Annotated in this window: 9 protein-coding genes; 5 read left to right on the top strand and 4 right to left on the bottom strand. The window is 68.5% G+C overall.

Translation table 11 applies throughout. From position 1 onward, the window contains the following. Positions 1-79: 79 nt before the first annotated feature. From VPH46_RS02675 to VPH46_RS02690, 4 genes are read left to right on the top strand one after another with little or no spacing between them, the layout of a single operon-like run. Entirely contained in the window at positions 80-796 is a 717-nt protein-coding gene (locus VPH46_RS02675; RefSeq protein ID WP_416608667.1) for a SapC family protein, read from the top strand. Next, a complete protein-coding gene (locus VPH46_RS02680; RefSeq protein WP_416608669.1) occupies positions 789-1,820 on the top strand; it encodes a cupin-like domain-containing protein in 1,032 nt (343 codons plus the stop codon). The genes VPH46_RS02675 and VPH46_RS02680 overlap by 8 nt, the downstream gene beginning before the upstream one ends. 14 nt (positions 1,821-1,834) lie before the next feature. Continuing rightward, on the top strand, positions 1,835-3,319 hold the full coding sequence (locus VPH46_RS02685) for a tryptophan halogenase family protein (RefSeq protein WP_416608671.1): 1,485 nt from the start codon (positions 1,835-1,837) through the stop codon (positions 3,317-3,319). Between the two features lie 5 nt (positions 3,320-3,324). Then, positions 3,325-4,374: a LacI family DNA-binding transcriptional regulator gene (locus tag VPH46_RS02690; protein ID WP_416608673.1), complete on the top strand. Its 1,050-nt coding sequence runs from the start codon at positions 3,325-3,327 to the stop codon at positions 4,372-4,374. Between the two features lie 38 nt (positions 4,375-4,412). Here the strand turns inward: VPH46_RS02690 and putA are convergent, their stop codons facing one another. Continuing rightward, the gene (gene putA / locus VPH46_RS02695) at positions 4,413-7,514 is read right to left on the bottom strand and encodes a bifunctional proline dehydrogenase/L-glutamate gamma-semialdehyde dehydrogenase PutA (RefSeq protein ID WP_416608675.1); all 3,102 of its coding nucleotides are present in this window, start codon (positions 7,512-7,514) and stop codon (positions 4,413-4,415) included. Positions 7,515-7,644: 130 nt separating this feature from the next. On the opposite strand from putA, the gene VPH46_RS02700 reads away from it, so the two are divergent. Beyond that, complete coding sequence (locus tag VPH46_RS02700) at positions 7,645-8,097, top strand: Lrp/AsnC ligand binding domain-containing protein (protein ID WP_125959160.1); 453 nt, start codon at positions 7,645-7,647, stop codon at positions 8,095-8,097. Positions 8,098-8,323: 226 nt separating this feature from the next. Here the strand turns inward: VPH46_RS02700 and glgA are convergent, their stop codons facing one another. The 3 genes from glgA to VPH46_RS02715 all read right to left on the bottom strand — a co-directional run bounded on the left by glgA (position 8,324) and on the right by VPH46_RS02715 (position 13,502). Then, positions 8,324-9,760 (bottom strand): glycogen synthase GlgA, encoded by a 1,437-nt coding sequence (gene glgA / locus VPH46_RS02705; RefSeq protein WP_416608678.1) that lies wholly within the window; start codon positions 9,758-9,760, stop codon positions 8,324-8,326. After that, complete coding sequence (glgC, locus tag VPH46_RS02710) at positions 9,757-11,013, bottom strand: glucose-1-phosphate adenylyltransferase (RefSeq protein ID WP_416608823.1); 1,257 nt, start codon at positions 11,011-11,013, stop codon at positions 9,757-9,759. The genes glgA and glgC overlap by 4 nt, the downstream gene beginning before the upstream one ends. 89 nt (positions 11,014-11,102) lie before the next feature. Next, positions 11,103-13,502, bottom strand: coding sequence for a glycogen/starch/alpha-glucan phosphorylase (locus tag VPH46_RS02715; protein ID WP_416608680.1), 2,400 nt, complete (start codon positions 13,500-13,502; stop codon positions 11,103-11,105). Between the last annotated feature and the right edge of the window lie 2 nt (positions 13,503-13,504).

Consider the following 13,504-nt stretch of genomic DNA (forward strand, 5'->3'; position numbering starts at 1 on the left):
AGTGTGGCTTCTTTCGCGCTTCGGCGGCACGTTCGCCGGCGGTGCATCCGCGCCGCCGTGCCAGGATTAAACCGTCGACATGCCCAACCATGCCATTCTGACTGCCGACGCCCACCGCAACCTCAAGGTCCGCAACGACCGCGCGGAGGACGCCGGGGACGCCGTGATGTGCGCCATGGTCGTGCCGGAGGAGTTCCGGCAGGTGCAGAACGAGTATCCCATACTGTTCCGCCGCAACCTGGAGCAGGACAGCTTTGCCGCATTCGCGATGTTCGGTTTCGAGGATGGCGAGAACCTGTTCCTCGACGGCAGGCGCTGGGCGGCCCGCTACCTGCCGCTTTCGATCGCGATCCAGCCGTTCCTGATCGGACGACCGGCCGGCATCGATGCGCCCGAGCGGCAGGTACACATCGACCTCGACAGCCCCCGCCTTGGTTCCGAGGGTGTCCGCATCTTCGAGGAGGATGGGAGCCCCACTCCTTATCTGGAGGCCGTGATCGAGAAGCTGCGGGTGCTGGATGCAGGCTATGCCGCGTCTGCCGGCTTCTTTGCGGCATTGCGTCGGTACGATCTGCTCGAACCGCTGTCGCTGGAGGTGCCGCTTCCCGACGGGACCACCCATCGCCTGGTCGGTTTTCACGTCATCGACGAGGCCAGGTTGCGGGCGCTCGATCCAGCCGAAGTCGCCGAGCTGCATGGCGCCGGGCACCTGATGCCGCTCTACATGGCGCTCGCGTCCCTTGCCAACATCGGCCCGCTGGTAGCGCGCAAGAGCCAGCGCCTGCGCCATGGCTGAGGGCGGAGGCGGCATTTTCGCGGATCTGCCTCCGGTGCCCGAGGAGGCGGTGGCCGATGCGGCCGCATTCGACACGCTGCTGCGCACCGCGACCCGACCGTTCGTGGTCCGCGGACTGGTGGCCGATTGGCCGCTGGTCGCCGCCGGCCGTCGATCGGCGCGCGACGCGCGTGCCTATCTGCTGGAGCGGCGGCGCGACCTGCCTTTCACCGTCTCGATCGGCCAGCCGGGATCGGACGGTCGGCTGTTCTACGATGATGCGATGGGGATGAACTTCCGTATCGCGCGTGCCAAGCTACCGGAGATCTTCGCCCAGATCGACCGCGCGGAGCAGGATCCGGCCGCCCCCCCAATCTACCTCGGATCGATCGACGTCCACGGCTTCTTCGACGGCCTGCATGCCGAGAACCACGTCGATCTGGGCGAGCGCCAGCCTCTGGCGAGTATCTGGATCGGTACGCGCACGCGCATCGCCGCGCACAACGACCATCCCGACAATCTCGCCTGCGTGGCGGCGGGGCGGCGACGTTTTACACTCTTCCCGCGCGAGCAGTTTCGTAACCTCTACCTGGGCCCGGTGGACAACACGCCCGCCGGACGCGCGGTCAGCATGGTGGACTTCAACGCCCCCGAGTTTGGGCGGCATCCGCGCTTCCGCGAAGCGTTGGCGCATGCCCAGGTGGCGGAACTGGAACCGGGCGACGCCATCTACATCCCGTCGATGTGGTGGCATCATGTCGAGGGGCTGGCTCCGTTCAACATCCTGGTGAACTATTGGTGGCGCGACACGCCGCGCTGGCTTGGCCAACCCCAGGACGCCCTCAATCACGCCATGCTCACCATCCGTGACCTGCCCGACGACGAGAAGCGCCACTGGCGCGACATGTTCGACTACTACGTCTTCCAGAACGACGAGGAGGTGGTCGCGCACATCCCGCCGGACGCACGCAGCGTGCTCGATTCGCTGACGCCCGAAAGCGCCGGGCGCATCCGGTCCTTCCTCCTGCGGGCGCTCAGCCGATGATCGGCGGCAAGCGCATGCGGCGCATCGTGGTCGCGGGCGGCGGCACGGCGGGATGGATGGCAGCCGCGGCGATCGCGCGCACCATGGGCCGCGCCGTCGAGGTGACGCTGGTCGAATCGGACGCGATCGGCACGGTCGGCGTGGGCGAATCGACCATCCCGCCGCTCATCAACTTCAACCGGCTGCTCGGCATCGACGAGGCCGCGTTCATGGCCGCCACCCAGGCGACCTTCAAGCTCGGCATCCAGTTCGAAAACTGGAAGCTGCCGGGGCACCGCTACTTCCACTCCTTCGGCTTCACGGGGAAGGATCACTGGTCGGCAGGGTTCCAGCATTTCTGGTTGTACGGCCGCACCCGCGGGCACGACGCACCTTATGATGCCTATTGCGTCGAGCTGATCGCTGCGCTGGAGGGCAAGTTCGGTCACCTGCCGGGGGATCGGGCGAACTATGCCTATCAGCTCGACGCCACCCTTTATGCTCGCTTCCTGCGCACGATGGCCGAGGGGGATGGTGCTCGGCGGGTCGAGGGCAAGATCGCGCAGGTCGAACTCGACGGCGAGTCCGGCGACATCGCCGCGCTGGTGCTGGAAAGCGGCACCCGGGTCGAGGGCGACCTCTTCCTCGACTGCACGGGCTTTCGCGCGCTGCTGATCGAGCAGACGCTCCACACCGGCTATGATGATTGGACCCACTGGCTGCCGTGCGACTCTGCGATCGCGGTGCAGACGGACAATGTGGGTCCGCCCGTCCCGTACACGCGCGCGATCGCGCACGACGCGGGCTGGCAATGGCGCATCCCGCTTCAGCACCGCACCGGCAACGGTCTGGTCTATTGCAGCCGCTATCTTGGCCGCGACGCGGCGCTGGAACGATTGCTCGGCAATCTTGAGGGGGCGGTGCGCACCGAACCCAATCACCTGCGGTTTACGACAGGCGTGCGCCGGCGGCAGTGGGTGCGCAACTGCGTGGCGATCGGCCTGGCCGGGGGCTTCGCCGAGCCGCTGGAGTCGACCAGCATTCACCTGATCCAGCGTGCGGTGCTTCGCCTGATCCGGATGCTGCCGCTGTCCGAGGTGAGCCCGCGCGACATCGCCGAGTTCAACGAGCAGCAGCTGCAGGACATGACGCAGGTCCGTGACTTCCTGATCCTGCACTACAAGGCGACCGAGCGGCGGGACAGCGCCTTCTGGCGGCATTGCGCGGACATGGAGATCCCCGACAGCCTCTCCCAGAAAATCGAGCTCTTCCGCGAAACCGGCCGCGTGTTCCGCAAGAACGAGGAACTGTTCGCCGAGAACAGCTGGGTGCAGGTGATGATGGGGCAGGGGATCGAACCCCGCGCCTGGCACCCGATCGCCGAAAAGCTGCGCGACGAGGAGCTTGCGCGGCTGCTCACGACCCTGCGGGAAAATGTCGCACGGACGGTCGCTGCGATGCCGCGGCACGCCGACTATGTGGCGAGCTATTGCGGGGCCGCCCGCGAACAGGCTGCTTGAGGCGGATGGCGCGCCGCCGCCAGCGCGTGACGATCAAGCACGTCGCCGCCGACGCGGGCGTGTCGCTGCAGACCGTGAGTCGCGTCATCAACAAGGAGCCCAACGTCCGCGCGGAAATGGCGGAGCGGGTGCAGGCCTCAATCGACCGGCTCGGCTATGTTCCCTCCATCGCGGCGCAGCGGATGGGGGGATCGCGCTCCTACCTGATCGTGGCGCTGAACGACCGGCAGCGGACTATCGAGGATTGGCGCAACCGGCAGGGTACCGATTGGGTCGACCAGATGCTGCTGGGCGGCATGCTCACCTGCGCCGAGCACGGCTATCGCATGATCGTCGAACTGGTCGACACGCACAGCGACCATATCGAGCGCGAGCTGTCCGCCGCGCTCGCCGCGCTCCAGCCCGACGGGGTGATCCTGACGCCGCCGCACTCGCACAATCCGCTGATCACCGGCCTGCTTGCAGAGCAGCATATCTGCTTTGCGCGCGTGGGTTCGCTGGTCGAGGGCCCAGGCTTCCGGCTGACCATGGACGACCAGCATGCCGCGGTGCTGGCGACGGAGCACCTCCTGGAGTTGGGGCACCGGCGCGTCGGCTTCATCGCAGGGCCGGGTGACTATGAACTGAGCGGCTGGCGCACCCAGGGCTGGCGCTCTGCCATGGCGGCGGAAGGGCTGGCAGCAGACCTGCTGGCGGTGGGGGACTTCGGCTACGACTCCGGCCGGGCGGCGGCGGAACGGCTTCTGGCCAGCGCCGATCCCCCGACGGCGATCATCGCCAGCAGCGAGCAGATGGCCATCGCCGCACTCGACGCCATTCTCGCTCGCGGGCTAGAGGTGCCGGACGACGTGTCGCTGGTGAGCTTCGACGACACGCCGATCATGCGCTTCACCCACCCGCCGCTTACCGCCGTGGTGCAGCCGATCGCGGAAGTGACTGCTCGTGCCGTCGAGTTGCTGATCGCGGCGCAGGGCGGTGGCGAACGCGAAGGCGAGCCGGTGGTGGTGCCGGCGAGGCTGACGGTACGGGAGTCGACGGCAGTGCCGCGCAGGTAACGAAAGGGGAGCGACGCGGCCGCTCCCCCTAAGCGCGCTTACAGGTTCAGCAGTGCCGGGTCGCCGCCCTGGGCCGTGATGTTGACCGACACCGCGCGCTCCGTGGCGTAGCGCAGCAGCGCGTGCGGGCCGCCCGCCTTGGGGCCGGTGCCCGAAAGGCCTTCGCCGCCGAACGGCTGCACGCCCACCACCGCGCCGATGATCGAGCGGTTCACATAGACGTTGCCGGCGGGCACCAGGTCCCGCACCTGCTCGGCGAAGCGCTCGATGCGGCTGTGGATACCGAGCGTCAGCGCATAGCCCGTGTCGGCGAGCTGCCGACCGATGCTTTCCAGCTCGTCGGCGCGATAGCGGTAGATGTGCAGAATCGGCCCGAACACTTCCTTGCCCAGGAAGTCGGCGCGCGGCACTTCGGCGAGCACGGGACCGAAGAAGTTGCCGCGCGTGCCCCACACGCCCGGATCGACGCGCTTGAGGATCTTCGCTTCCCGTTGCAGCCGGGCGGCGTGTTCCTCCAGCATCGCCTGGGCGTCGGCGTCGATCACCGGGCCGACGTCGGTGGCGGCATCGGCAGGATCGCCCACCACCAGCGTGTCGACCGCACCGACCAGCGTCGCGATCAGCTCGTCTGCGGACTCCTCCGGTACGAACAACAGTCGCAGTGCCGAGCAGCGCTGCCCGGCCGAACCGAGCGCGGAGACGACCACGTCGTCGACTACCTGTTCCTTGAGCGCCGTGGTGTCGACGAACATCGCGTTCAGGCCGCCGGTCTCGGCGATGAAGGGCAGGATCGCGCCAGGACGGTTGGCGAGCTGGCGATTGATGGTCCAGGCGGTGTCGGTGCCGCCGGTGAAGGCCACGCCGTGGACCAACGGGTGGCCGATCAGCGCCGCGCCGACCGTGGCGCCGTCGCCCGGCAGGAGCGCGAGCAGGTCCGCGTCGAGGCCGGCGCGGTGGAACAGCCGGATCGCCTCGGCCGCGACCAACGGGGTCTGCTCGGCGGGCTTGGCGAGCACGGCGTTGCCCGCAGCGAGCGCGGCGGCGATCTGGCCGGTGAAGATCGCCAGCGGGAAGTTCCACGGGCTGATGCACACGAAGGTGCCGCGGCCGCGCAGTTCGAGGTGGTTCGTCTCGCCGACCGGCCCAGTGAGCGGCTGAAGTCCGGAGAACTGCTTCTCGGCCAGATGCGCGTAGTAACGGCAGAAATCGACCGCCTCGCGCACCTCGGCGACACCGTCGTTGAGCGTCTTTCCCGCCTCGCGCGACAGCAGCGCCACGAAGCGGTCCATTTCGGCCTCGAGCGCATCGCCCATCGCGCGCAGCACGACGGCGCGGCCGGCGCCGCCCTTGCGGTCCCAGGCCGGCTGGGCGGCGCGGGCGACACGAGCGGCGAGGTCGATGTCCTCCGCGGTCGCTTCGCTCACCGCGCCGATCAGGCGGCTGCGGTCGACCGGGCTGGTCATCGGCTGCGGTCCCTTGCCGGCCAGCAGGCGCCCGCCGACGATCGGGCCGGCGGAGATGGTGTCGGCGGCCCCGAGATCGGCGGCCAGACGCGCGGTGGCCCGCTCGCTGTCGCGGCTATAGTCCCGGCCGAGCGGGTTGCGGCGGGTCGCGCCGTAGAGGTCGCCCGGCACGGGGATGCGCGGATGGCGGCCGGGCTGCGCCTGCACTGCCGCGATCGGATCGCCGACCACGGTCTCCGCCGGCACGCGCTCGTCGAGCAGGGCGTGGACGAAGCTGGTGTTGGCACCATTCTCCAGCAGGCGGCGGACGAGATAGGGCAGCAACTCCTCGTGCCCACCGACCGGCGCATAGGCGCGCAGCGTGAAGCGGTCCCCGGCCGAGCGGTACAGCGCCTCGCCCATGCCGTGCAGCCGCTGGTGTTCGATGCGGACGCCGGCGCGATCCGCCATGCGTCGAACCGCCGCCAGCGTGTGCGCGTTGTGGGTCGCGAACTGCGGATGGAGGCTGGGTGCGGCGCGGATCAGCTGCTCGGCGCAGACGAGGTAGGAGAGATCGGTCGCCGGCTTGGTGGTGAACACCGGATAGTCCGGGCGGCCGCCGACCTGAGAGCGCTTGATCTCGCTGTCCCAATAGGCGCCCTTCACCAGCCGGACCATCAGGCGGCGGCCGCTCGACTGGGCCAGCGCCTCCAGCCCGGCGATCACCGCGCGGCCGCGCTTCTGATAGGCCTGCACGACGACGCCGAGACCGGTCCAGCTGCCGAGCTCCGGCTCGCGCACCAGCCGCTCGATCAGCTTGAGCGAGAGCACCAGCCGCTCCGACTCCTCGGCGTCGATCGCGAGGTTGAGGTCGTGCCTGGCGGCGATCTTCGCCAGCCGCACCATGCGCGGGTAGAGTTCTTCCCACACCCGCGCTTCCTGCACCGCCTCATAGCGGGGGCAGAGCGCCGACAGCTTGACCGAGACGCCGTGGCCGTCCTCCGGCGAAAGCCCGGCACCACGCGCGCGGCCGACCGCCTCAATTGCGTCGGCATAGATGCGCTCGTAGCGGGCGGCGTCCACGGCCGTGCGCGCGCCTTCGCCCAGCATGTCGAACGAGCAGAGATAACCCTCGCGCTTGGCACGGCTGAGCGCGCCCTCGATGGTGCGGCCGAGCACGAACTGCTCGCCCATCATCTTGACCGCGGCGCCGACCGCCTGGCGGATCACCGGCTCGCCCACCCGCGCGGCCAGCCGCTTGGCCCAACCCGACAGGTCGGCACGCGCTTCCTCGTCCACGTCGATCAGCTTGCCGGTCAGCATCAGCCCCCAGGTCGAGGCGTTGACGAACAGGCTGTCGGAACCGCCGAGGTGGCTCGCCCAGTCGGCCGAACCGATCTTTTCCGCGATCAGCCGGTCGCGCGTCTCGGCGTCGGGCGTGCGCAGCAGTGCCTCGGCCAGGCACATCAGCGCCAGGCCTTCCTTGGTGCCGAGCGAGAATTCCTGAAGGAAGCTCTCGACCACGCCCTGCTTGCGGGTGGAGGCGCGCGCCGCCTTCACCAGCCCCACCGCATCCTGGCCGATCAGGCTGCGCTCCTCCAGCGACAGCGGAACCGCGCGCAGCAGGTCTGCGACGGTTTCCTCTTCATCCTGGTACTGCAGGGCGTCGAGGTGGTTCCAATCGAACGAACGAAGCATGCGGCTCTCCGGCGGGATTTCTTGCAAGTTGCTCCGGCAGCTATGCGAAAGCCTGCCGATTGTGCTTTGCATTTTGGGGGCTCGCGCCGAATCTGCGCGTCCCAATGGCAGTTGGGCCGAAGGATCTTCGATGGACGCAATGGACCGCAAGCTGCTGCGCGTGCTGCAAGAGGACGGGCGCATCACCAACCAGGCGCTCGCCGAACGCTGCGGGCTATCGCCGGCCGCCTGCTTCGACCGGGTGAAGCGGCTGCGTGCGAGCGGCGTCATCACCGGCTACACGGCGCTGCTCGATCCCGGGCAGCTCGACCGCGCGCTGATGATCTTCGTGGAGGTGCTGCTGGATCGCACCACCGACGACGCGTTCGCCGCCTTTGCCGAGCATGTCCGCCGGGTGCCGGAGGTGCTGGAGTGCCACATGGTCGCGGGCGGCTTCGACTATCTGCTCAAGGTGCGGGTCGCCGACATGGCCGCGTACCGCGCCTTCCTGGGAGATACGCTGGTGGCGATGCCCGGCATCCGCGAGACGCGGACCTATGCGGTGCTGGAGGAAGTGAAGGCGACGACGCGGCTGCCACTGTAGGGGAGGCGCTCACCGCCTTTCGAACCTCCCACGCCTAACCCACTCCCGTTCATCCCGAGTAGCCGTCGAGTAGCGGCGCAGCCGCGTACCGAGACGGCGTATCGAGGGAGGGTTGCTTGGGGCCGTACCTCGATACGAGCCCTCGATACGCCCCTGCGGGGCTACTCGGCCTCTACTCGGCACGAACGTCTGAGGAGGAAAGGGCCGCGAGAGCAGGAGGTGGCGGTTACCCCAGCAGCCCCTTGTACAGCGCCGCATATTTCGCCCCGCTGTTCCCCCACGAAAAATCCGCCGCCATTCCCCGCCGCTGCATCTGCCGCCACCGTGTCCGGTCGCCATGCAGCGCGATCGTGCGCGCGATCGCGCCGCGCAGCGCCTGCGGTGTGACGCCGTCGAACTGCACGCCGGTTGCGACCCCCGCGTCCAGCGCGGCGACATTGGCGTCGATCACCGTGTCGGCGAGCCCGCCGGTCCGCGCCACCACCGGCACGCAGCCATAGGCGAGGCCATAGAGCTGGGTCAGGCCGCACGGCTCGAACCGGGAGGGGATCAGGATCGCGTCGGCGCCGCCCTGCAACAGGTGGGACAAGGGCTCGTCATAGCCGATCTCCACGCCGATGCGGCCAGGGTGGCGGTCGGCCGCGGCACGAAACGCATGTTCCAGCGCCGCGTCGCCGGAGCCGAGCATCGCCAGGCGCCCGCCCATCGCGACCAGCTCGTCCAGCAGGCCGGCGAGCACGTCCATGCCCTTCTGCCAGGTGAGCCGGCTGACGACTGTGAAGATCGGGCCCTCGCCATTCAGGCCGAAGCGGGCTTCCACGGCGCGCGTGTTGGCGGCGCGCGCATCCAGCGTGTCGGCACTGTAGCGGGCGGCCAGCAGCGGATCGGTTGCCGGGTTCCACACCGCCGGGTCGATGCCGTTGAGGATGCCGGTGACCCGGGCACCGCGCGCGGCGATCAGCCCCTCCAGCCCCATGCCGAACTCCGGCCGGCGGATCTCCTCTGCATAAGTGGGGCTCACCGTGGTGATGGCATCGGCCGCCCACAGCCCCGCCTTCAGCAGGCCGACCGCGCCGTAATACTCGACCCCTTCGATGCCCCAGGCATGCGGCGGCAATTCGAGGGCGGGGAACACACCCGCGTCGAAGCTGCCCTGGAAGGCGATGTTGTGGATCGTGGCGACGCTCTTCGTGTCCTGTGCGTCGCCGGCGAACCGCAGATAGGCGGGCGCGAGCCCTGCCTGCCAGTCGTGGGCGTGCAGCAGGTCGAAGCGCTGGTTCCCCATCGCGCCCGATGCCAGGTCCGCGGCGGCCCGCGAGAGGGCAGCGAAGCGGCGCCAGTTATCGTCCCAGTCGCGCCCGGATGCATCGGCGTAGGGACCGCCGTCGCGCGCGAACAGCGCGGGTGCGTCCAGCACCCACAGCGGATGGTCGCCGAGCGATCCGGCGAGCAACCGCGCCTCGACGCCCAGCAACGCGGGCCAGTGATGCACGACCTGAGCGTCGGAGACCTGCGCCAGGACCTTCGGATACCCCGGCAGCAGGGTGGTCGTGGCGACCCCGTGCGGCGCCAAGGCATCCGGCAGTGCGCCGACCACGTCGGCAAGTCCGCCGGTCTTGACCAGCGGATAGGCCTCCGACGCGACCGACAGCGCGCGGATCATGCCAGCCGGTCGATCATCGGCTGGGTGATCAGGCACACGCCGCTTTCGGTCCGGCGGAAGCGGCGTGCGTCGAGCACCGGATCCTCGCCGACCACCAGCCCGTCCGGGATGCACACGCCCGCGTCGACCACCACCTTGGTGAGCCGGGCGTTACGGGAAATCTTGCAGCGCGGCAGGATCACCGCCTGCTCCAGCGTGGCGAAGCTGTGCGCGCGCACACCGGTGAAGACGAGGCTGTTGCGGATGGACGCGCCCGAGATGATGCAGTCGCCGGAGATGAGCGAGCTGGTTGCCTCGCCCCGGCGGCCTTCCTCGTCATGGACGAACTTGGCGGGCGGGGTGACCTCCGAATAGGTCCAGAGTGGCCAGCTGTGGTCGTAGAGATCGAGCTTGGGGACCACGTCGGTCAGGTCGATATTGGCTTCCCAGTAGGCATCCACGGTGCCGACGTCGCGCCAATAGGCCGCGCGCTCCTCTGGCGCACGCACGCAGGAATCGGAGAAGCGATGCGCCACCGCATTCCCGTGGCGGACCAGATAGGGAATGATGTCCTTGCCGAAATCGCGCGCCGAATTTGGATCGGCGGCATCGCGGCGCAGCTGCTCGATCAGCAGCGAGGTGTTGAAGACATAGATGCCCATTGAGGCAAGCGCCACGTCCGGGCGGCCCGGCATCGCCGGCGGATCGGCGGGCTTCTCCACGAAGTCGGTGATCCGATCCTGTGCGTCCACGGCCATCACGCCGAAGCCGCTCGCTTCCAGCCGCGGCACTTCCATGCAGGCAACCGTCACGTCCGCGCCGGACTGGCAATGCTGCTGGAGCATCAGCTCATAGTCCATCTTGTAGATGTGGTCGCCCGCCAGGATGACCATGTACTCCGGCGCGTAGCTCTCGATGATGTCGATGTTCTGGTACACCGCGTCGGCGGTGCCCTCGTACCACTGGTACTCGCTGATGCGCTGTGAGGCGGGAAGGATGTCGAAACCCTCGTTGCGCTCGCGCCGCAGGAAGTTCCAGCCGCCCTGCAGGTGGCGGATCAGCGAATGCGCCTTGTACTGCGTCGCCACCCCGATGCGCCGGATGCCGGAGTTGATCGCATTCGAGAGCGCGAAGTCGATGATGCGCGACTTGCCGCCGAAATAGACCGCGGGCTTGGCGCGGACATCGGTCAGTTCCGCCAGCCGGCTGCCGCGCCCGCCCGCCAGCACATAGGCCATGGCGTCGCGTGCCAGCGGCTGCCCGCGTCTCTCGATCATCGTCACTCTCCCGTTCGCGTTTGTTGTTATGGTTGCAGAACGCTTAATCTGGCGTCCGGGTTCTCTGGCGGGTTCTCTGGAGCAGGTCAGGCGACGTGCCAGATGTCGCGCGCATATTCGCGGATGGTCCGGTCCGACGAGAACCAGCCCATGCCGGCCACGTTGCGGATCGCCGCGGCACCCCAGCCGGCGGGATCACGCCAGCGCCGGTCGACCTCGCGCTGGGCCGCGGCATAGCTCTCGAAATCCGCCGCCAGGAAGAAGCGGTCGTGGTCGTACAGCTCGCCGACTAGCCCCGCATAACGGCTAGGATCGTCGGGGGAGAAGACGCCGGATGCGATCGCCGACAGCGCCTGGGCAAGCGCCGGGCAGCGCTCGATCATCTCGCGCGGATGATAGTTGCGGCCCCGTTCGGCGACCTGTTCGGCGGTGAGCCCGAAGATGACGATATTCTCGTCGCCCACGCGCTCCTTGATCTCGATATTAGCGCCATCGAGGGTGCCGATGGTGAGGGCGCCGTTCAGCGCCAGCTTCATGTTGCCGGTGCCCGAGGCTTCCATGCCGGCGGTGGAGATCTGCTCGGAGAGGTCCGCGGCGGGCATGATCCGCTCCGCCAGGGAAACATTGTAGTTGGGCAGGAACGCGACCTTCAGCAGGCCCTGTACCGCCGGATCGCCGTTGATTCGCCGCGCGATGTCGTTGGCCAGCTTAATGATCAGCTTGGCGTTCCAATAGCTCGGTGCCGCCTTGCCCGCGAACAGCTTGACCCGGGGTACCCACTCGCGCTCGGGATGGCTGCGGATCTGGTCGTACAGCGCCACCGTCTCGATGAGGTTGAGCAGCTGGCGCTTGTATTCGTGAATACGCTTCACCTGGACGTCGAACAGCGCGTCCGGATCGAGCGACAGGCCCATCTCGGCCCGGATGTGATTGGCGAGTGCAACCTTGTTGGCCCGCTTCACCGCGGCAAAACGCTCGCGGAAGCTGGGATCGTCCGCGAGCGGGGCGAGGCGCGAGAGCTTGGCGGCATCGTCCTTGAACGCCGGGCCGATCCCGTCGGCGATCAGCGCCGTCAGTCCGGGATTGCACTCGTGCAGCCAGCGACGCGGGGTGATGCCGTTGGTCTTGTTGTTGATGCGCTCGGGATACAGCCGGTGAAGGTCCGCGAACACGGTCTTCTTCATCAGCTCGGTGTGCAGCGCCGCCACGCCGTTGATGCTGTGCGCGCCGGCAAAGGCCAGGTTGGCCATGCGCACCCGCCGCTCACCGCCCTCGTCGATCAGGCTGATTGCGGCGATCGCGCGGTCGTCGATCCCCGGCGTCTCGCGCGCTTCCTTCAGCAGCCGGGCGTTGATCGCGTAGACGAGCTGCATGTGGCGCGGCAGCAGCCGTTCGAACAGCGGCAGGGGCCAGCTTTCCAGCGCCTCGGGCAACAAGGTGTGGTTGGTGTAGCCAAAGGTCGCGCGCGCGATGTCCCAGGCTTCGTCGAAGGCCACGTCGTGATGGTCGACCAGCAGCCGCATCAACTCCGCCACCGCCACGGCCGGGTGCGTGTCGTTAAGCTGGATCGCGGCCTTTTCCGGCAACGTCGTGATATCGCCGAAATACTGCATGTGCCGGCGCACGATGTCCTGGATGGACGCGGAGGAGAAGAAATACTCCTGTCGCAGCCGCAGCTCCTGCCCGGCCGGCGTTGAATCCGCCGGATAGAGCACGCGCACCAGCGTTTCGGCCGCGACCTGGCCGGCAAGCGCACCCTGGTGGTCTCCGGCGTTGAAGCGGTCCAGCCGGATCGGGTCGAAGGCGCGCGCGGTCCACAGCCGCAGCGTGTTGACCCGCCGGCCGCGCCAGCCGACCACGGGGGTGTCCACCGCCATCGCCTCCAGCCCCTCGGCCGGCTTCCAGTGGACGCGGCCGTTGTCCCGACTGACGACCTCCCCGCCGAAACCGACCAGATAGGCGCTCTCGCGCCGCTCGAACTCCCAGGGATTGCCGTGCGCGAGCCAGGTTTCGGGCAGCTCGACCTGCCAGCCATCATCGATGCGCTGGCGGAACATGCCGTTCACATAGCGGATGCCATAGCCATAGGCGGGCAGGTCCAGGCTCGCCAGGCTCTCCATGAAGCACGCCGCCAGCCGCCCGAGGCCGCCGTTGCCCAGCGCCGCATCGGGCTCGATCGCCTCGATCTCGGCAAGCTCGATCCCGAGCTCCTCCAGCGCATCGCGCACCTCGGAGTCCCGGCCGAGGTTCGCAAGTGCGTCGCGCAGCAGCCGGCCGATCAGGAACTCCAGGCTGAGGTAGTAGACCCGCTTGGCGCCGGCGGCATGGGCGGCGCGCGTGGACTCCATCCACCGGTCGATGATGTCGTTGCGCAGCGTCAGGATCGTCGCGGCGAGCCAGTCGTGCGGGTGCGCCGCCCGCTCGTCCTTGCCGATGCGGTGCTTGAGGGTGTCGACGATCTGCGCGGCAAGCGGGGACTGGGTCATGG

Source organism: Sphingomonas sp. MJ1 (PH-R8), assembly GCF_048058635.1.
In the GTDB taxonomy this organism is placed as follows: Bacteria; Pseudomonadota; Alphaproteobacteria; order Sphingomonadales; family Sphingomonadaceae; genus Sphingomonas.